We start from the raw sequence: 19,110 nt of genomic DNA on the forward strand, positions 1-19,110 counted from the left end.
GAGCGCCGAAGCCGACGGGGTTGAAAGTTGTTCACCGTGGACACATCCGCGCGTTGTCCACCCCAACAGCCCGAAGTCCCAATGTCCTGACCTTTTGACCGCCTAGGATCGGGCGGAACCGCGTCGAGGAGGAACAGATGCAGGCGACCCGTCGTGCACCAGCGCTGAGCCGCAAGGAGCTGATCGGCCTCATTCTGGGCGCCATCGCCTTCGTGCTCCCCCTGGTCCTCGATGTCCCCAACCTGGATCCGATGGGCGAGCGCATGCTCGCGGTCTTCCTGCTGGCCATCGTCCTGTGGGTCACCGAGGCCATCCCCCTGGTGGCCACCGCCGTCCTGGTCATCGCCCTGGAGATCCTCCTGGTCTCCGACCAGGCGCTCCTGGCCGTGCCCGAGGACGCCCCGGCCTACTCCGAGTTCCTCTCCGCCCTGGCCAACCCGGTCATCATCCTGTTCCTGGGCGGCTTCCTCATCGCCGACGGCGCCGCCAAGTACCACCTGGACAAGAACCTGGCCGCCGTCCTCATCAAGCCCTTCACCGGCTCGGCCCGCCGCACGGTGCTGGGCCTCATGGTCATCACGGCCCTGCTGAGCATGTTCATGTCCAACACGGCCACCACCGCGACCATGTTCGCCGTGGTCATCCCCATCCTGGGCGCCCTGCCCGAGGGCAAGCCGCGCGCCGGCCTGGCCCTGGCCATCCCGGTGGCCGCCAATGTGGGCGGCATCGGCACCCCCGTGGGCACGCCCCCCAATGCCATCGCCCTGGGGGCCCTGGCGGAGGCCGGCCACCACATCTCCTTCGCCGACTGGATGATCATGGCGGTGCCCCTCATGCTGATCATCCTCCTGGGCTCCTGGGCGCTGCTGTGCGTGATGTTCATCCCCGGCGGCCTGGCCGTCGAGTTGGACATGCGCGCCTCCTGGGACACCGACCGCAATGCGGTCATGTTCTACGTCATCGCCGGGGCCACGATCCTGGCGTGGATGACCGAGTCCCTCCACGGCCTGAGCGCCAACGTGGTGGGCTTCCTGGCGGTGGTGGCCCTTCTGGTCACCCGGGTCATGGGGGGCCCTGATCTGGGCAAGCTGTCCTGGCCGGTCCTGTGGCTCGTGGCCGGGGGCATCGCCCTGGGGGACGGCGTGGGCTCCACCGGCCTGGACGCCTGGATCCTGGGCCTGTTCGACTGGAATGCCATGGGCGCCCTGACAGTCATCATCGTCATGGGGGCGCTGGGCCTGGGCATGTCCAATGTCATCAGCCACTCGGCCGCCTCCAACCTGCTGATCCCCCTGGCCATGGGCCTGGCCACCGGCATCGAGGGCCTGGAGCCGGTGACCATCGCGGTGGTCCTGGCCCTGGCCTGCTCCCTGGGCATGAGCCTGCCGATCTCCACGCCCCCCAACGCCATCGCCTACGCCACCGGCGAGGTCAGCACGCCTGATATGGCCCGCACCGGCGTCATCATCGGGATCGCGGGCACGGTCCTGCTGGTCTTCCTCATGCCCCCGCTGTGGTCCGCTCTGGGGATGCTATGAGCGAGCGCCTCATCGCCGCTGTTGTCTCCCCGGTCTCCCTGGGGGCGCAGGCCGCTCACGAGGTGGAGAGCGCCGTGTCCGCGGTGGCCGACGTGGTGCGGATGCGCACCTTGGAGGAGCTGCTGGAGCGGGCCGGGGACCTGGGGCCGGTCGCCCTGATCGTGGCCACCGATGAGGTGGGCAGTCTCGACGACGTCGCCGCTGCCGTGGACCGGTTCCCCTCCCTGGTCTCGGCGCGCCTGGTGCTGCTGACCGAGCGCACCGAGCTGAGCGACATCGGGCGGGCCATCGATGAGGACCTGGTGCGCGAGGTGGTGGCCGTCCCCTGGACGCCGGGCGCCATCGCGGACCGTGCCGCCGCCCAGGTCCGCCGCTGGATACGAGACAACCGGCCCGACGACGCCCGCCGCGGCCTGCTGGGCTCCTCGGCCTCGCTGGAGCATTCGGGGCGCTCGCCCCTGCTGGACATGCTCACCCAGCCCCCGGAGGTGCTGACCCGCAGGCTGATCAAGGCCTGCGAGGACGTGCTGGGGCCCCGGCCCCGGCTGCGCCTGCCGCCCGGGGTGCGCCTGACCCATGAGGGGCAGATCGTCGACAGCGTGTACATCATCGTCGAGGGGGCAGTGGCCCTGACGCGCGATACCCGGGTGGGGGAGGTGGTTCTCCACCACGCCACCACGGGCCGGGTGATCGGCCTGGTCTCCCTGGCCTCCCAGGGGCGGGCCTTCGTGACGGCGACCACGACGACGGATGTCGACCTCATCCTGCTGTCCATCGAGCAGCTCGACCGGGCGCTGCATGAGAATCCGGCCACTGAGGAGGTCCTGGCGGCGCTGCTCATCGGCTCGCTGACCAAGCGCCTGTCGCGATCGGAGGTCCTCCAGGTCGAGAAGATCGAGCTGGCCGCCGCCCTGGATGTGGAGAAGGCTCAGGCTCAGGCGGCGCTGGAGGCCCTGGAGCAGGCGCGCGCCGAGCTGCTCACCCAGGAGCGCTTCGCCACCCTGGGCGAGCTGGCCGCGGGCATCGCCCATGAGCTCAACAATCCTGTGGCCGCCCTGGGGCGGGCCGCCGAGCATCTGCGCTCCGACGTCTCGGCCCTGCTGGCCTCCCACCCCCACGGTGAGCTCATCGAGCGGGTGGGACAGGAGGCGCGCACCCGCCCGGCCGCCTCGACCAAGGAGGAGCGGCGGATTCGCCGCGCCCTGGAGGAGGCGGTGGGGGATCGCGAGCTGGCCCGCCGGCTCGTGTCGGCCGGGGTGTCGGATCCTGAGGAGGCCCGTGCCCTGGCGCGCCAGCCCGGGCGCCTGACGGAGGTGGAGCACGCCGCCTCCATCGGCCGCAACCAGCGCAACATCGACTTGGCCACGGGCCGCATCCGGGGGCTGGTGTCCTCCCTGAACACCTATGTCCGCCCCGAGGGGGAGATGGATGAGGACCTCGATGTGCGCGAGGTCCTCGAGGACTCCCTGCGCCTGACCGCCCACCGCCTGCGCGATGTGGAGGTGGTGCGCGACTATGAGGAGGTTCCCCTGGTGCGGGGCCGGGCCGGGGAGCTGGCCCAGGTGTGGACCAATATCGTCTCCAACTCCGCTGATGCGCTGGCGGCCGGTGAGACGGCCGAGCCCCGGGTGACCCTGCGGGTCGCCGCCGTCCCCCTGGGCGTGCGCGTCGAGGTGGAGGACAATGGGCCGGGGATCTCGCCCGAGGTCCTGCCCCGGATCTTCGAGCCGCGCTTCACCACCAAGCATGGTCAGGTGCGCTTCGGACTGGGTCTGGGGATGGGGCTGGCCAAGAGTGTCGTGGACTCCCATGGAGGCACGATCGCCGTGGACTCCCGGCCCGGGTGCACCCGTGTCACTGTGACCCTGCCCTGCCAGCACAAGGAGGACTCATGAAGCTGACCATCCTCGTGGTTGAGGACGAGCCGGAGGTGCGCGACGCCGTCGTCGCCGATCTTGCGCCCTTCGCCGCCCAGGTGCGCATCGAGCCGGCGGAGGACGTTGAGGATGCCCTGGAGGTGGTCGGGGAGGTCGAGGCCGACGGCGACCTCATCGCCCTGGTGCTGGCCGACCACCGCCTGCCCGGGCGCACGGGCGTGGACATGCTGGTGGAGATGCGCGGCGATGAGCGCACGGCGGCGGCCCGCAAGGTGCTGGTCACCGGTCAGGCCGATCAGGCCGACACGATCCGGGCCGTCAACGAGGCGGGCCTGGACCACTACATCGCCAAGCCCTGGCGGCCCGAGCAGCTCCACGAGGTGGTGCGCACCCAGCTGACGAGCTTCGTCCTGGACGAGGGGCTGGACCCGCTGCCGCATCTGCGCGCCCTGGACCAGGTGCGCGCCATGGAGGCGCTGCGCTGAGTGCGCCCCGGCTGCAGCGATAGTGAGCGATAGTGCTCTAATGCCCCGGAGGTGGGAGGATATGCGCATGTCAGCCAGCGTCGACACAGCGAAAGCACCGTCTCAGCCCGTCCATCCCCCCTCGCGCACGCAGGGCGAGATCATCGCCATGGCCGTGGCCGCCCTGGTGGTGGGGGCGGTGGGCCTGTACTTCATGCGCGCCCTGATCGGGCCGGCCTTCTTCGCCCTGACCCTGGTGGTCACGGTGCGCCCCCTGGTCGCCTGGGCGGCCCGCCATCACGTGCCTCGGCCCATCGCCGCCGTGGGGGCGATCCTCCTGGTCTTCGCCTTCGTCATCGGGCTGTTCGTGGCCCTGGGCGTGTCGATCGCCCAGCTCGTGGAGGTGCTGCCCCAGTACTCGGAGAAGTTCGAGACGATCTGGGGCTCGGTCCTGTCCTTCCTGGCCGATCGCGGCATCGACCAGGGCACGCTGCTCAACCAGCTGACGAGCTCCATCAACACGGCGCGCGTGGTCTCCGTGGCCCAGACCATCCTGGAGCAGGTCACCTCCATGGGCTCCATCCTGGGCATCATGGCGCTGACCGTCGTCTTCCTCATGTTCGACACCGCCAAGATCGAGACCCGCGCCGCCGCGCTGGCCCTGATCAAGCCGGATATGGCGGCGGCGCTGTCGGGCTTCTCCCGCTCGGTGCGCTCCTACTGGCTGGTCTCCACGGTCTTCGGCCTCATCGTGGCGATCCTGGACGTGGTGGCCCTGGAGATGCTGGGGGTGCCCCTGGCCATCACCTGGGGGGTGCTGTCCTTCATCACCAACTACATCCCCAATATCGGCTTCGTCCTGGGCGTGATCCCACCGGCCCTGCTGGCCCTGGTGGACTCGGGCCCCTGGACGGCCCTGTGGGTGATCGTGGCCTACTCGGTGCTCAACTTCGTCATCCAGACCCTCATCCAGCCCAAGTTCACCGGGGACGCGGTGGGGCTCAACACCACGGCCACCTTCATCTCGCTCATGTTCTGGTCGGCGGTCATCGGCGGGCTGGGCACGATCCTGGCCGTGCCCCTGACCCTGTTCGCCAAGGCGCTGCTCATCGACTCCGACCCCCGCTCGCGCTGGGTGGGGATCTTCCTGTCGGCCGGGGACCACCCGGTGCGCGACCCTGACGAGGTCGACCCCCGGCTCCTGGAGGAGGCCGACCTGGACGGGGACGGTGTCGGCGCCCAGGACCCGGAGTGGGCCGGTGAGCCCGAGGGCCAGGCCGTGGCGAAGGCCGAGGACCCGACCGAGGCGCGGGCCACGGCGGAGCCCAAGGCTTAGCCCCGATCCGGCCGCCTCAGCACCCCTCAGTTCTCCGCTCGGCCCAGGCGCCAGTAGCCCATGAAGGCCACGCTGCGCCGGTCGATGCCCCGCTCGGCCACCAGGTGGCGGCGCATGGCGCGCACCGCGCCCGCCTCCCCGGCCAGCCAGGCGTAGAGGGTGGTGCGCTTCAGGGCGGCCCCTCCCTTGGCGTGTCGGGGCACCTCCCACAGCAGCTCATGGTCGACGTCGATCTCCTCGACCTCCTGGGGCTCACCCGGCGGGCAGAGCTCGGCGGCCGCCTGGCGCACGCCGGCCACGAGCAGCTCCCCGTGGTGCGCGCCCTGGCGCCCCAGGGCGCGCACCTCGATGCCCGGGTGACGGGGCAGGTAGGAGGCGTCCGCATGTCCCGGCAGCTCGACGACGGCGATCCCCCGGGCGCTGGTCGGAAGGCCCTCCAGGATCCGGGCGATGGCCGGGGCGGCCGTCTCGTCGCCACCCAGCAGGAAGCGCTCGGTGACCTCGGGCGGCACGAAGTCCACTCCACCGGGCGTCCCCTCGAAGCGACGGTTGGGGCCCAGCAGCACCACCGCATCGCCCACCCCGGCGGACTCCAGCCATCGGGCGGCCGGGCCGCTGCCGCCCGGGTGGCGCACCATGTCGATATCCACCTCGCAGTGGTTGGGGTCGGCCTCCCAGCGCACGGCCCTGGTCGTGTAGGTGCGGATCGGCGGGCGATGGGCCTCATCGAGGTCGAGCCAGGCCCGGTACCAGTCCCCACCGGTGGGCAGATGCGTATATCCCGAGGCCGGGGCCGGCAGCACCAGCTTGATGCGCTGGTCCCATCCCGGATCGCCGAAGGAGGCCAGCTGGCATCCGCGCAGCGTCACCCGCCGCATGGCCGGCGTCAGATCCTCCAGGCCCGCGACCGTGGCCTCGAAGAACCCGAAGGGCTCCTGCGCGCTCATGGCCGGCCTCCCGCTGGCCGGTCTCCCGCATGATGCCGTCCCTGGGGCAGGACGAGGGGAGTGGAGGAGACCGGGTCGGTGATGACCCGGGCCTTGAGGCCGAAGACCTCGCCGACCAGCTCGGCGTCCACGATCGCGGCCGGCTCCCCGCTGGCCACCACTCGGCCCTTCTTCATGGCGATCATGTGGTCGGCGTAGCGGGCCGCCAGGTTGATGTCATGCAGGACCATGACGATGGTGGTGCCCCGCTGCCGGTTGAGGTCGGTCAGCAGGTCGAGGACCTCGACCTGGTGGGCCAGGTCCAGGAAGGTGGTGGGCTCATCCAGCAGCAGCACATCCGTGCGCTGGGCCAGGGCCATGGCGATCCACACGCGCTGGCGCTGGCCCCCGGAGAGCTCCTCGATGCTGCGGTCGGCCAGATCGGCGGTGCCGGTGGCCACCAGGGACTCCTCGATGATGCGACGGTCCTCGGCCCCGCCGATGCTCAGGGAGGACAGCAGGGACTGGTGGGGGTGGCGGCCGCGGCCCACCAGGTCCGCCACGGCGATGCCCTCGGGGGCGATGGGCTGCTGGGGGAGCAGCCCCAGGCGCCGGGCCAGCGCCTTGGTGGGGATGTCCCCCACCGGGGTTCCCCCGAGCAGGACATCGCCCTCCATCGGGGCCAGGATGCGCGCCATGGTCTTGAGTAGTGTCGACTTGCCGCAGGCGTTGGCGCCCACGATGACGGTGATGCGCCCGTCGGGGATGGTCGTCTCCACCCCGTCGACGACGACGCGCTTGCCGTATCCCGAGCGCAGGGCCCTGGTGGTCAGCCCGGTGGTGGTCATGCGGAGGCTCCCTGTCGGTTGAGTCGCAGAAGCTGGCTGATGAGGTAGGGGGCGCCCACCATCCCGGTGACTACGCCCACCGGCAGCTTGGCGGGCATGAGGTTCTGACCCACCAGGTCACCGCCCAGGACGATCGCGGCCCCCATGAGGGCGGCGGGCACCAGCAGGGTCCGGTCGGTGCGGCCCACCAGCCGGGCCGCCAGGGGGCCGGCCAGGAAGGACACGAAGGCGATCGGCCCGGTGGCGGCCGTGGCGAAGGCCGATAGCGCCACCATCATGATGATGAGCACCAGGCGCGTCCTCCACACGGACACCCCCAGGCCCGTGGCCGCCTCCTCGCCCAGGGTCAGGGGCCGCAGGTCCCGGGCGACCACCAGCAGGGCCCCGCCGCCCAGTGCCAGCGCGGTGGCCAGGATGGGGACCTGCGCCCATTCGGCCTCCGACAGCGATCCCGACAGCCAGCGCATGGCCTTGGGGACGTCGTAGACATTGGCCTTGATCTGCAGGTAGGAGGTCACCGAGGTGAACATCGAGGAGATGCCGATGCCGATGAGGATCAGGCGCCCGCCCTGGGCGCGGCCCGAGCCGGAGAGCAGGTAGATGACCAGGGCGGTGGTGATGCCGCAGATCACCGCCAGGATGTTGAGCCCCAGGCCCGACCACCCCAGGACCAGGATGGCGAAGACCGCCGAGGCCGAGGCACCCGAGGTGATGCCGATGATGTCGGGGCTGGCCAGCTGGTTGCGCAGCATGGTCTGACAGGTGGTGCCGGCCATTCCCAGGGCCATGCCCGACAGGAGCCCCACCAGGGCGCGCGGCAGGCGGATCTCCCCGATGTCGAAGGAGGCGCCGGGCACCTGGTGGCCGGAGATGACGGCCAGTGCCTCCGAGGCGGTGTAGGGGGTCTGGCCGATGAGGATCATCGCCCACCACAGGCCGGCCACCACCAGGGCCAGGCCCACCACGACCAGGGCGAAGCGGCGCTCGCGGCGCGCTCGTCCCGCCGTGGTGAAGCCGGGGGCCGGCTGGCCCAGGGAGTCGACGGCGCTCACAGGGCACGCACCCGGGCGCTGCGGGCGATCGCGATGAGCACCGGGGCCCCCACGAAGGCGGTGATGATCCCCACCGCCACCTCACCGGGCCGGTTGATGACGCGCCCGACGACGTCGGCCAGGGTCAGCAGTCCGGCCCCGCCCAGGGCGGACAGGGGCAGGAGCCAGCGGTGGTCGGAGGTGGTCAGCATGCGCGCCGCATGGGGGACCATGAGCCCGACGAATCCGATGGGCCCGGTCAGGGCGGTGATCGTCGCGCACAGGACGACGCCGGCACCGGCCGCGGTCAGGCGGGTGGCGGCCACGTTCACGCCCAGGCCCACGGCCATCTCATCGCCCAGGGCCAGGGAGTTCAGGGACTGGGCCAGGGCCAGGCCCACCAGGCCCGCCAGGATGAGCAGGGGCGCCAGGGTCGCCAGGGCCTGCCAGGATCCGCGCCCCAGGCCTCCCACCTGCCAGAAGCGGAAGTTGCTCAGGCCCTGGGCCCGGGGCAGCAGGATGGCGCTGACCGCGCAGGACATGGCCGCCGTCGTCGCCACTCCGGCCAGGGCGAGCTTGACCGGGGTGGTTCCGCCCGGGCCCATGGAGCCCACGGCGTAGACCAGGATCGCGGTGGCCATGCCCCCGATGATGCCCAGCCACAGGAAGTGCCCGAGGGAGCCCAGTCCGAAGAAGGCCATGCCGATGACGATGGCCAGGGAGGCTCCCATGTTGATCCCCAGGATCCCGGGATCGGCGATGGGGTTGCGGGTCACCGCCTGCATGAGGGCGCCTGACAGCCCCAGGGCGGCGCCGGCCACCAGGGCCGTGACGGTGCGCGGAAGGCGCTCGGCCACGGCGATCGCCCCGATCTCGGAGCTGGTGCCGGTCAGCCCGCCGACCACCTCCGCGGCGCTGACCACCCGGGCCCCGAAGGCCACCGAGGCCACGGCGGCCACGACGACCAGGACCAGCAGGGCCGCCAGGACCAGGAGGCAGCGGCCGGTTCGTGCGGTGCTCACGCGGCCTTGTCGGCGGCGGCGGCGATGAGGGCGGTGTACTTCTCGATGCCCCAGGGGGTGGCCAGTGGGCTGGGGTTGGCCGAGGCCGACAGGGAGTCGCCATTGCCCACGAAGGCCACCGCGCCGTTCTTGAAGGCGGGGATGGCGGACAGCAGCGGATTGGACTGGTAGCCGGCCAGGTCCTCATCCTTGCCGTACATGACCACCAGGTCCAGGTCGGAGAGCTGGTCGGCGTTCTCCTTGGAGACCTCGTGGGCGAAGGTCGTGGAGTCCTTGGCGGCGATGGCCTTGATGGACTCGGGCAGGGGCAGGCCCAGATCCGCCAGGAAGGCGGTGCGGGGGTCGACGGGTGTGTAGAAGCCGATCGATCCGCTCTGCTCATCGACGTAGAAGAAGGCCGAGCGCTTGCCCTTGATCTGGGGGTGCGCGGCCACGGTGTCGGCCACGAGCTTCTCCATGTCCGTCACGAGCGCGTCTCCCTCGGCCTTCTTGCCGATGGCGGTGGCCGTGATGGTGATCGACTCGCGCCAGGGGGTGCCCCAGGGGATGGAGGGGTAGGCGACGGTGGGGGCGATCTTGGCGAGCTTGTCGTAGTCGGCCTGCTCCAGCCCGGAGTAGGTGGCGATGATGACCTCGGGCTTGGTGGAGCTGACGCCCTCGAAGTCGATGCCGGAGGTCTCATCGAAGAGCGTGGGCCGGTCGGCGCCGTCGGCCACGAGCGCGTCGACCTTCTCCTTGACCCAGATGAGCATGCCCGAGTCGTCCTCCACGCCCCAGGTCTGCTTGGCGAAGCCCACCGGCATGATGCCCAGGGCCAGCAGGACATCGTGGTTGAGCCAGTTGACGGCGGCGATGCGGGTGGGGCTCTCGGGGACCTCCGCGGTGCCCAGGGCGTGCTTGACCGGGGTGGTCGCACCCGATCCGCCGGCGGAGCCGGAGGGGTTGCCGCAGGCGGCCAGGAGGGCGGCGGCGGGCAGGGCGGCGGCACCGGTGAGGAAGGACTTGCGGGAGATGGACACGGGGCCTCTTCTCTGCGCTGGGCGCGTGAGGGGATCTGACCAGCCAGACGTTAATTGAGGGTAGGGTTACCTAACAAGATCGTGACTGGTGGTGTGCCCCACTGCCGGTCGCACCTCGGTGCCTCCCGGGCGGCGCAGGATCAGGACTGCGCCAGGCCCGGAGAGGTCCGGAGAGGCCCGGAGAAGGCAGGCCGAGGACCCGTGCCCGAGGACTCAGGCCTGGCGGGCCAGGTCGGCGGCGCCCACGAGGCCGGCGGCCTGGCCGCCCTCGGCCAGGACGATCGGGATGGCGGGGCGGGCCCGGCCGGCGGTGAGGAACCGGGTGAAGGCCTCGCGCGTGGGCTCCAGGAGGATGTCGCCGGCCTCGGCCAGGCCCCCGGCGATGACGATGACCTCGGGGTCCAGGACGGCGCACAGGTCGGCCAGGCCGATGGCCAGCCAGTGGGTGAGCTGGGCGTAGCACTCCAGGGCCGCCGGGTCCCCCTCGCGGGCGGCGGCGGTGACCGCCTTGCCGGAGATGGAGTTGGAGTCTCCCCCTGAGAGCTCGATGATGCGCGCGGCGTAGTCGGGGCGGAAGCGGGCCAGCTCCCAGCCGTTGACGCCCAGGGCCGTTCCGGCGCTGTAGCGCTCCAAGCAGCCGCGCTGGCCGCAGCCGCAGGGCCGGCCGTCGGGAACCACATTGATATGGCCGATCTCAGCGGCGAATCCGGCCGCGCCGCGCACCAGGCGCCCGTCGACGACGATCGCGCCGCCCAGTCCCGTGCCGATGGCCACGATGAGGGCATTGGCCTTGCCGCGGGCGGCGCCGAATCGCACCTCGGCCCAGCCGAAGGCGTTGGCATCGTTCTCCACCACCACGGGCAGGCCCACCCCCTGGGAGATCGCCTCCCCCAGGTCCAGGCCCGTCCAGTCCAGGTTGGTGCCGTGGGCGATCGTCGAGCGGTCCGAGGAGACGAAGCCCGCGGCGCCAATCCCCACGGTCTCCGCCTCGGGGAAGTCCGCCTTGAGACTGCTGGCCACGGAGATGATGGTCTCGATGATCGCCTGCTGACTCGTGGCCGGGGAGTCGCGCCGAATGGTCTTCAGGACCGCGCCGTCGTCATCGACGACCCCCGCCGCGATCTTGGTCCCGCCAACGTCCACGCCGATGCTCAGTGCCATGCCCGATGCTCCTTCGCTGTCATGCCGGGAACGTCGGCTGCTCCGATCGCACCCGCGCGCCGATGACTGAAGAATAGCGGCATCCGCGGCGCGCCAAGACCCTCTTGAGACCACTGGTCCCGAGCCCTCGGGGCGCGTGGGCGCGCCCATCAGCCATCGCGACGCGCCACCTGGTAGCCGTCCAGGGACAGGATGAGGGTGTAGGAGGCGCCCGTGGGGGACTGCTCCTCGGCCCAGGTCGCCGCGTCCCGGGGGGCGCCGCCGCCCCAGGAGGGGGCCTGGCGGTCGATGACCACGTACTCCTTGTCCGACTCGCTGGTCCCCACCCAGGAGACCTCCGCCTTGGGGACCAGGTAGGCCAGCAGGGACAGATCCGACTCCACCGTCGCCCCCTCCGGGATCGCATCCATGACCCTGCGGGCGCTGTCCACCCGGGACTGCGCCACGCCGAAGCCCTTCTGGGTCATCGCCCACAGCGGCAGATGCGGGGCGGTCAGCGCCCCCGTCGCGAAGGTCACCGCCAGGCCGACGGCGACCATCCGGCGCAGGGGCAGCGGCACCGTCAGCCAGCCCTGGCGCGGAGGCGACATGGCCGGGGCGGGGTCCGCATCCGCCTGCGGCTCTAGGGCCGGCTCATCCTCCGTCGCCCAGCGCCCCCGGCAGTGGGCCCGGGCGACGACGTCGAGCAGCGCCCCCACGGCGATCGGCATGAGCACCGCGTTGTAATGCCAGTTGCTCCACTCCCAGTAGAAGTCGACCGAGCCCAGGAAGCGCCAGGCCAGCGTGGGGGCCGCCAGAACGATCCACGGCGAGCGCAGGCCCACCGCACCGGCCGTGGCCACCAGGATGAGCGTCGTCTGGACCTTGATCGGCGGGATGAACGGGCGCGTGAGCAGGTCGACCACGGTGATGGGCTGCCCGTCCTGCGACCCCAGGCCGTAGGCCCACTCGCCGTTGGGATTGAGGGCGGGCAGGAGAATCATGATGGTCACGATGAAGGCGGCCAGCCCGAAGGCCGCCAGGGACAGGCCAAGCGCCCTCGTGCGCGGCTGGTCGCGGGCAACCAGGACGATGACCAGCCCGATGAGCATCACCGTCAGCCCCAGGTCCTCCTTGACCAGGACCAGGGGCGCCGACCACGCCGCCACCGCCCGCCAGCGCCGCTCCACGAAGGCCACCGAGGCGAAGGCCAGCATGGGCACCGCGAAGGCGATCTCATGGAACTGGGCCGCCACCGCTCCCTGCAGCCCCCAGGACAGCACGTAGAGCAGGCCCAGGGCTCCCCCCACCCAGGCATTGGTCAGGCGGCAGGCCAGGCGGGTCAGGGGCCAGGCCGACGCCGCCAGGAGCAGGTCCTGGACGATCAGCAGGCTCAACGGGGTGGGGAAGAGGCGCCAGATGGGGCCCAGCAGGACCAGGATGGGGTGGAAGTGATCGCCCAGGAGGTTGTAGCCATCCCCCTTGACCGGCACGATCGGCGCCTCGAATCGCGAATAGGCCTTGGCCAGCTCGGAGAAGATCGCCAGATCCCAACTGGGCACCTGCATCGTGCGCCACTGGGCCACGGAGAAGGCGATCATCGCCCACGCGCCGATCGCGACGACAACGGCGGGCGGGGCGTATTCCTTGAGGGCGCGAATCTTCACGGATGGGAGCCTACCCGTGTGACTCGCGCGTTAAGCGGTAGGGGACTACCCTCTCGCCACCGCGGCGAACCGCGGCCCGCCTGTGACGAGACCGCGAGGAGGTCCCTATGCCCGACAGTCGCCCTGCGCCTACCGGCGGTGTCTGCGACGCTGAGATCCCGCTGCCCGGAGAGCCCCGGCTCCAGCGCCGGCTGTCCAACCGCCACATCCAGCTCATCGCCATCGGCGGGGCGATCGGCACCGGCCTGTTCATGGGCTCGGGCCGGACCATCTCCCTGGCCGGCCCCGGCGTCCTCATCGTCTACGCGCTCATCGGGGCCATCATGTTCCTGGTCATGCGCGCCCTGGGCGAGGTGCTGCTGAGCAATCTGGAGTACAAGTCCTTCGCGGATGTGGCCCACGACCTCATCGGGCCCTGGGCCGGGTACATGACGGGCTGGACCTATTACTTCTCCTGGCTGGTCACCGCCGTGGCCGAGGTCATCGCTATCACCGAGTACGTGAGCTTCTGGTGGCCGTGGCTGCCGCTGTGGGTGGCGCCCACCGTCACCGTCGTCGTGCTCCTGGGACTGAACCTGACCACCGTGCGGGCCTTCGGGGAGATCGAGTTCTGGTTCTCCACCATCAAGATCCTGGCGATCCTGGCCCTGGTGGTGGTCGGCATCGTCATGGTGTCCACCGGCTTCATCCTGCCCGCGGGCAGCGCGGCCGCGGGCGCGCAGGCCTCGGTGGGCAACATCTGGGAGGGCGGCTTCTTCCCCAACGGATTCGGGGGCTTCGCCGCGGCCTTCCAGATCGCGGTCTTCGCCTTCGTGGGCACCGAGCTGGTGGGCACCACCGCCGCCGAGGCCAAGGACCCCGAGGTCAACCTGCCCAAGGCGATCAACGCGATCCCCGTGCGCATCGTCGTGTTCTACCTGGGGGCGCTCATGGCCATCATGGCGGTGATCCCCTGGCGCTCGATCAGCCCGGAGGGCAGCCCCTTCGTGGCCATGTTCTCCCTGGCGGGGCTGGCGGTGGCGGCCGGCGTCATCAACTTCGTCGTGCTCACGGCGGCGGCGTCCTCGGCCAACTCGGGGATCTACTCCACCTCGCGGATGCTCTTCGGACTGTCCTGGGCCGGCAGTGCCCCGCGGGTCTTCCGCCACCTGACCACCCGCTCCGTGCCGGGCCCCGCACTGGTGGTGACCTGCGCGGCGCTGCTGAGCTCGATCCCGCTGCTCTACGTCTCGCCCTCCATCTTCTCGGCCTTCACCGTGGTCACCGCGGTGGCCAGCGTTCTGTTCATCTTCGTGTGGGGGATCATCGTGGTCTCCTACCTGCGCTTCCGCGCGCTGAGGCCCGAGCGGCACAAGGAGTCCGCCTTCCGCGTGCCCGGTGGGCGGGCGGCGGCCTGGACGAGTCTGGCCTTCTTCGCCTTCGTGGCCTGGACGCTGACCCTGGAGCTGGAGACCCTCCTGGCCGTGACGATCACGCCCCTGTGGTTCGTGGTGCTGGGGACCTCCTGGCTGGTCCACCGCCGTCGTGGCTGAGGCGGCGGGCAGCGGGGCTCAGCGCTGGGGCGCGACCGTCCAGACCTCGTCGCAGCGGTGGGCGCCGGTCTCCACCACCCGGGCATTGGGCATGTCCACCGTGCGCACCCAGTGGGCGGCCCGGGCCCGGTCCTTCCCGAAGCTCTCGTGGCGGGCCACCAGGCGCCGGGCCAGCTCCTCCGGCTCGACCTCGAGGTGGATGAGCAGGTCGATGCGCTCGCGGGCGGCGTGCCAGCCGTGGTCCTCCAGGGCCAGGTAGTTGCCCTCGGTGATGACGACGCCCGGCCCGCTGATGAGGCTGCCGGCGGCCACCGGCTCATGCAGGTCCCGGCGGTAGATGGGGGCGAGGACATCGGCCCCGGTGCGCACCCGGTCCAGGAGGGCCAGGTAGCCCTCGACGTCGAAGGTGTCGGGGGCTCCCTTGCGCCCGTGGCGGCCCAGGGCGTCGAGCACCGCGTTGGACAGGTGGAAGCCGTCCATGGGGGCGGTGCCGGCCAGCAGGCCCCGCTCGGCCAGGTCGGCCTCCAGCTGCTCGGCGAGGGTGGACTTGCCCGCTCCCGGCGGCCCGGTCAGGCCGACGACGAGGCGCGCCGGGGCTGCGGCGAGGCGGCCGGAGAGGGTTTGGAGCAGTTCACTGGCCAGGGCGCCGATATCGCCTGCGCGTTGCACGGGAGTCATCTGCCCATTGTCCTTCGATCCGTGAGCGCGGGTGGCGGGCCGCGGGGCCGGAAGTCGAATGAGCAAAGCGGCGTGGCGGTGGTCACTCGGGCGTAGCCTTGTACGGTCCCTCGGACTCGCTGCGCGCGAGCCCGCTGGCGTTCGCAGCAACGACGACCCCAACGTCAGGACCGTCATCATGTCAGAGACCTCATCCGCCTCTTCAACCCCCTCGGCTCCAGGCGTGAGCCGGCTCAACGCCCGCGTCATCGGGATCTGCATCGCCGCAGCCCTGGGCGGCTTCCTCTTCGGCTTCGACACGGCGGTCATCAACGGTGCCGTCGACGCCCTGTCGGATCACTATGTCCTCAGCCCCTTCCTCAAGGGCTTCGCGGTCTCCTCGGCCCTCATCGGCTGCGCCCTGGGCGCCTGGTTCGCCGGGGCGATCGCCAACCGCATGGGACGCGTCCCGGTCATGCTCATCGCGGCAGTGCTCTTCGTGGTCTCCGCCGTGGGGTCCGGCCTGGCCTTCCACATCGTCGACTTCATCGCCTGGCGCGTCATCGGTGGTCTGGGCGTCGGTGCGGCCTCGGTCATCGCTCCCGCCTACATCGCCGAGGTGTCCCCGGCCTCGGTGCGGGGCCGCCTGGGATCCCTCCAGCAGTTGGCCATCGTCACCGGCATCTTCACCGCCCTGCTCTCCGACTCCTGGCTCGCCGGGATCGCGGGGGGCGCTGCGGAGACCCTGTGGATGGGCATGCCCGCCTGGCGATGGATGTTCATGGCCGAGGCCGTGCCGGCCCTCGTCTACGGCCTGTTCGCCTTCCGACTGCCCGAGTCCCCGCGCTTCCTCGTGGCCCGCGGCAACTATGACAAGGCCTCCCAGGTCCTCTACGACTTCACCGGCGTGGTCAACGTCAACCTCAAGATCGAGGAGATCCGCTCCACCCTCGATGCTGAGAAGCGCGAGTCCTTCCGCGATCTTCGCGGTCCGAGGATGGGCCTCAAGCCCATCGTGTGGGTGGGCATCCTGCTGTCGGTCTTCCAGCAGTTCGTGGGGATCAACGTCATCTTCTACTACTCCACCACCCTGTGGCGCACCATCGGCTTCGAGGAGTCCGATGCGCTGACCATCACGGTCATCACCTCGGTGACCAACATCGTGGTCACGATCGTGGCCATCCTCCTGGTGGACAAGGTTGGGCGCAGGCCCATGCTCCTCGTGGGCTCGATCCTCATGACCGTGTCCCTGGGGCTCATGGCCCTGGCATTCTCCTTTGCCACGGTTCGCGGCGACGAGGTCACCCTCGACGCCCCGTGGGCGCCGATCGCGCTGGTGGCCGCCAACCTGTTCGTCGTGGCCTTCGGCGCCACCTGGGGGCCGCTGGTGTGGGTGCTGCTCGGGGAGATGTTCCCCAACCGGATTCGCGCCGGCGCGCTGGCGGTGGCGGCCGCGGCTCAGTGGGTCGCCAATTTCTTCATCTCCACCACCTTCCCGGTCTTCTCCGACATCGGCCTGACCTTCGCCTACGGCTTCTACGCCGCATGCGCCCTGCTGTCCCTCATCTTCGTGTTCCTCAAGGTGCCCGAGACCAAGGGCAAGGAGCTCGAGGACATGGAGGAGCTCGCGGTGTGACGGTGTGACGCCGCGCCCGCGGACGTGCCTTTGCGTCGAGGACGCCGGTTCGCGTCATCCGACTGGGGTGAGCACAGGGGTGATTGACGCGAAGGCTCGTCGTCGACGCAAAACGGCGTCCTCGACGCGGGCCGGCGCTCTCGTCTCCCCATCACCGCGTGGCCCACGGGCGCCCCTCGACGCGGGCGCGGGCAGTAGGGCCCATGTCGTCGTGTCGGAGGGTTGCCCTACTGTGCTGGTATGAGTGCTGAGCAGTCACACCCTCGGTCGCGTCGCCGTCGTCCGCTGCTGCGGATTCTCATCACCTCCCTCAGCTTGGCGCTGAGCCGGGGTGCGTGACTCCAGGGGATGCGGCGCCGCTCGGGCGTGCGGGCCCGGGTCATCGGTAGCATGAGGTGATCACGCCGAGCACCCTGGAGGAACTGATGCACGAGCCCATCAAGCTGGTCGACCGTGTCCAGGCGATCAACTGGAATCGCCTCGTTGACGACAAGGACCTGGAGGTCTGGGACCGGCTCACGGGGAACTTCTGGCTGCCGGAGAAGGTGCCGCTGTCCAATGACGTCCAGTCCTGGGCCACCCTGACCGAGGCCGAGAAGAACATGACCACCCGCGTGTTCACGGGCCTGACGCTGCTGGACACCATCCAGGGCACCGTGGGGGCGGTCTCCCTCATCCCCGATGCGCGCACCCCCCACGAGGAGGCGGTGCTGACCAACATCGCCTTCATGGAGTCGGTGCACGCCCGCTCCTACTCCTCGATCTTCTCCACCCTCATCTCCACCGCCGAGATCGACGAGGCCTTCCGCTGGAGCGAGGAGAACGAGAACCTCCAGCGCAAGGCCCGCATCATCCTGGACTACTACCGCGGGGACGACCCGGAGAAGCGCAAGGTGGCCTCCACGATGCTGGAGTCCTTCCTCTTCTACTCCGGCTTCTACGCCCCCATGTACTGGTCCAGCCACGCCAAGCTCACCAACACCGCCGACCTCATCCGCCTCATCATCCGCGACGAGGCCGTCCACGGCTACTACATCGGCTACAAGTACCAGCTGGCGGTGCGCGAGTCCTCCCAGGCCCGCCAGGACGAGCTCAAGGACTACACCTTCGAGCTGCTCATGGAGCTCTACGACAACGAGGAGCAGTACACCGAGGACCTCTACGACGAGCTGGGCCTGACCGAGGACGTCAAGAAGTTCCTGCGCTACAACGCCAACAAGGCGCTGATGAACCTGGGCTACGAGGCGCTCTTCCCGGCTGATGCCGTGGACGTCAGCCCCGCGATCCTGGCCTCACTGTCCCCCAACGCCGATGAGAACCACGACTTCTTCTCCGGCTCGGGATCCTCCTACGTCATGGGCACCGCCGAGGCCACCCAGGACGAGGACTGGGACTTCTGAGGCGGATTGCCGGCGAAGTTGTCCACGATGAACAACTTTAAGACCCGTCACCCCTTAGTCACTTTCAGTGACTAAGGGGTGACCTGCATTGATGAAAATGACCTGCGAGGCGCTGAGGCTTAAAACTGTTCACGGTGGACACATGACGAGCCGGTGGCCCTCGCACGGGCAGTCCACCCCGTGCAGGGGCGCCCATCGCGGGATCCGGGGGTGCGGAGCATAGTTCCCAGTGTTATCCCTCTGGGCTGCTTCACCATGGAAGAGGTTCATCATGCGCACCCGTCGTCTTATCACCGCTCTTGCTGCCGCATCCCTGGCGGTGGGGCTCTGCGCCTGCGAGGAGCAGGCCACCGCCGGTGAGGATGCCACCGCCTCCCAGTCCCGGGGCGCTGAGGAGAGCCCCGACGAGGGCTCGAAGGAGAGCCCCGACGAGGGCTCGAAGGAGACCCCCGGCAAGGACACGTCCGCCTCGCCCAAGGAGACCAGCGGTGCCGCCGAGGCCAAGGCCATCGAGCCCGTCGTCTTCACCGACACGGAGCTGGGCCTGACGCAGACCTGTGATCAGATCATCGAGGACTTCGACGCCCCGGTCTACAAGGCCGAGTATGACACGGACAGGACTCTCTACCTGCTGCACTGCTCCTTCGAGTTCACCGGCGACGTCGGCGTCGACGTCAGGACCATCAACAACGTCACCCTCCGCAACGACGACAATCCCGTCGGCGACGGCAATGCCGTGTTCTCCACGGATCTGGAGGAGGACTACCGGGCGGCCGGGCTCGACGGCATCAGCTTCGACGAGTACGGCAAGGCCAGCACCACCGCCTGGGTGGCCATCCAGGTCCTCGAGCTTGATGGCAAGGCCATGCCGCTGCCCGAGGGCGCCACGACGGTCAGCTATGACCGCCAGGCCCTTCAGAACACCGACACCGGGGAGATCTACGAGGCCCACACCGACACGGCGAAGCTCGTCATCAAATAGGGACCTGCTCAGCGCCAGCGCGTTTGGAGCAGATG

At 70.1% G+C, this 19,110-nt stretch carries 16 protein-coding genes; 8 read left to right on the forward strand and 8 right to left on the reverse strand.

Going from position 1 to position 19,110, the window contains the following annotated elements; all coding sequences use genetic code 11:
* Positions 1-137 precede the first annotated feature (137 nt).
* From EL266_RS02915 to EL266_RS02930, 4 genes are all read left to right on the forward strand, one after another.
* The gene (locus tag EL266_RS02915; RefSeq protein WP_026426294.1) at positions 138-1,538 is read left to right on the forward strand and encodes an SLC13 family permease; all 1,401 of its coding nucleotides are present in this window, start codon (positions 138-140) and stop codon (positions 1,536-1,538) included.
* A complete protein-coding gene (locus EL266_RS02920; RefSeq protein ID WP_051280944.1) occupies positions 1,535-3,433 on the forward strand; it encodes a sensor histidine kinase in 1,899 nt (632 codons plus the stop codon). The genes EL266_RS02915 and EL266_RS02920 overlap by 4 nt, the downstream gene beginning before the upstream one ends.
* Entirely contained in the window at positions 3,430-3,900 is a 471-nt protein-coding gene (locus tag EL266_RS02925; protein ID WP_026426295.1) for a response regulator, read from the forward strand. The genes EL266_RS02920 and EL266_RS02925 overlap by 4 nt, the downstream gene beginning before the upstream one ends.
* Before the next feature lie 67 nt (positions 3,901-3,967).
* Complete coding sequence (locus tag EL266_RS02930) at positions 3,968-5,215, forward strand: AI-2E family transporter (protein WP_051280945.1); 1,248 nt, start codon at positions 3,968-3,970, stop codon at positions 5,213-5,215.
* 26 nt (positions 5,216-5,241) lie between these two features.
* Here the strand turns inward: EL266_RS02930 and EL266_RS02935 are convergent, their stop codons facing one another.
* The 7 genes from EL266_RS02935 to EL266_RS02965 all read right to left on the reverse strand — a co-directional run bounded on the left by EL266_RS02935 (position 5,242) and on the right by EL266_RS02965 (position 12,868).
* Entirely contained in the window at positions 5,242-6,162 is a 921-nt protein-coding gene (locus EL266_RS02935) for a siderophore-interacting protein (RefSeq protein WP_026426296.1), read from the reverse strand.
* Entirely contained in the window at positions 6,159-6,989 is an 831-nt protein-coding gene (locus EL266_RS02940) for an ABC transporter ATP-binding protein (protein WP_026426297.1), read from the reverse strand. Before EL266_RS02940 ends, EL266_RS02935 begins: the two co-directional genes overlap by 4 nt.
* Positions 6,986-8,041 (reverse strand): FecCD family ABC transporter permease, encoded by a 1,056-nt coding sequence (locus EL266_RS02945; RefSeq protein ID WP_051280946.1) that lies wholly within the window; start codon positions 8,039-8,041, stop codon positions 6,986-6,988. The genes EL266_RS02940 and EL266_RS02945 overlap by 4 nt, the downstream gene beginning before the upstream one ends.
* The gene (locus tag EL266_RS02950) at positions 8,038-9,042 is read right to left on the reverse strand and encodes a FecCD family ABC transporter permease (RefSeq protein ID WP_034514618.1); all 1,005 of its coding nucleotides are present in this window, start codon (positions 9,040-9,042) and stop codon (positions 8,038-8,040) included. Before EL266_RS02950 ends, EL266_RS02945 begins: the two co-directional genes overlap by 4 nt.
* Positions 9,039-10,061, reverse strand: coding sequence for an iron-siderophore ABC transporter substrate-binding protein (locus EL266_RS02955; RefSeq protein WP_026426300.1), 1,023 nt, complete (start codon positions 10,059-10,061; stop codon positions 9,039-9,041). Before EL266_RS02955 ends, EL266_RS02950 begins: the two co-directional genes overlap by 4 nt.
* Before the next feature lie 213 nt (positions 10,062-10,274).
* On the reverse strand, positions 10,275-11,222 hold the full coding sequence (locus EL266_RS02960) for an ROK family glucokinase (protein WP_026426301.1): 948 nt from the start codon (positions 11,220-11,222) through the stop codon (positions 10,275-10,277).
* 149 nt (positions 11,223-11,371) lie between these two features.
* Positions 11,372-12,868, reverse strand: coding sequence for a DUF2079 domain-containing protein (locus EL266_RS02965; protein WP_051280947.1), 1,497 nt, complete (start codon positions 12,866-12,868; stop codon positions 11,372-11,374).
* Between the two features lie 107 nt (positions 12,869-12,975).
* Between EL266_RS02965 and EL266_RS02970 the strand changes: the two genes are divergently transcribed.
* On the forward strand, positions 12,976-14,400 hold the full coding sequence (locus tag EL266_RS02970) for an amino acid permease (protein WP_084500451.1): 1,425 nt from the start codon (positions 12,976-12,978) through the stop codon (positions 14,398-14,400).
* 18 nt (positions 14,401-14,418) lie between these two features.
* Here EL266_RS02970 and EL266_RS02975 read toward each other — a convergent pair whose 3' ends face one another.
* Complete coding sequence (locus EL266_RS02975) at positions 14,419-15,078, reverse strand: AAA family ATPase (RefSeq protein WP_026426304.1); 660 nt, start codon at positions 15,076-15,078, stop codon at positions 14,419-14,421.
* Between the two features lie 178 nt (positions 15,079-15,256).
* Between EL266_RS02975 and EL266_RS02980 the strand changes: the two genes are divergently transcribed.
* The 3 genes from EL266_RS02980 to EL266_RS02990 all read left to right on the forward strand — a co-directional run bounded on the left by EL266_RS02980 (position 15,257) and on the right by EL266_RS02990 (position 19,075).
* The gene (locus EL266_RS02980; protein ID WP_034514653.1) at positions 15,257-16,693 is read left to right on the forward strand and encodes a sugar porter family MFS transporter; all 1,437 of its coding nucleotides are present in this window, start codon (positions 15,257-15,259) and stop codon (positions 16,691-16,693) included.
* A gap of 425 nt (positions 16,694-17,118) precedes the next feature.
* The gene (gene nrdF / locus EL266_RS02985) at positions 17,119-18,093 is read left to right on the forward strand and encodes a class 1b ribonucleoside-diphosphate reductase subunit beta (protein WP_026426306.1); all 975 of its coding nucleotides are present in this window, start codon (positions 17,119-17,121) and stop codon (positions 18,091-18,093) included.
* Positions 18,094-18,364: 271 nt separating this feature from the next.
* Complete coding sequence (locus tag EL266_RS02990) at positions 18,365-19,075, forward strand: hypothetical protein (RefSeq protein WP_026426307.1); 711 nt, start codon at positions 18,365-18,367, stop codon at positions 19,073-19,075.
* The last annotated feature ends 35 nt before the right edge of the window (positions 19,076-19,110 follow it).

It is taken from the genome of Actinomyces slackii (assembly GCF_900637295.1).
GTDB lineage: Bacteria > Actinomycetota > Actinomycetes > Actinomycetales > Actinomycetaceae > Actinomyces > Actinomyces slackii.

Coding starts and splice junctions, on each gene's coding strand:
- EL266_RS02915 (WP_026426294.1), top strand. CDS start 138: ATGCAGGCGACCCGTCGTGCACCAGCGCTGAGCCGCAAGGAGCTGATC.
- EL266_RS02920 (WP_051280944.1), top strand. CDS start 1,535: ATGAGCGAGCGCCTCATCGCCGCTGTTGTCTCCCCGGTCTCCCTGGGG.
- EL266_RS02925 (WP_026426295.1), top strand. CDS start 3,430: ATGAAGCTGACCATCCTCGTGGTTGAGGACGAGCCGGAGGTGCGCGAC.
- EL266_RS02930 (WP_051280945.1), top strand. CDS start 3,968: ATGTCAGCCAGCGTCGACACAGCGAAAGCACCGTCTCAGCCCGTCCAT.
- EL266_RS02935 (WP_026426296.1), bottom strand. CDS start 6,162: ATGAGCGCGCAGGAGCCCTTCGGGTTCTTCGAGGCCACGGTCGCGGGC.
- EL266_RS02940 (WP_026426297.1), bottom strand. CDS start 6,989: ATGACCACCACCGGGCTGACCACCAGGGCCCTGCGCTCGGGATACGGC.
- EL266_RS02960 (WP_026426301.1), bottom strand. CDS start 11,222: ATGGCACTGAGCATCGGCGTGGACGTTGGCGGGACCAAGATCGCGGCG.
- EL266_RS02970 (WP_084500451.1), top strand. CDS start 12,976: ATGCCCGACAGTCGCCCTGCGCCTACCGGCGGTGTCTGCGACGCTGAG.
- EL266_RS02975 (WP_026426304.1), bottom strand. CDS start 15,078: ATGACTCCCGTGCAACGCGCAGGCGATATCGGCGCCCTGGCCAGTGAA.
- EL266_RS02980 (WP_034514653.1), top strand. CDS start 15,257: ATGTCAGAGACCTCATCCGCCTCTTCAACCCCCTCGGCTCCAGGCGTG.
- nrdF (WP_026426306.1), top strand. CDS start 17,119: ATGCACGAGCCCATCAAGCTGGTCGACCGTGTCCAGGCGATCAACTGG.
- EL266_RS02990 (WP_026426307.1), top strand. CDS start 18,365: ATGCGCACCCGTCGTCTTATCACCGCTCTTGCTGCCGCATCCCTGGCG.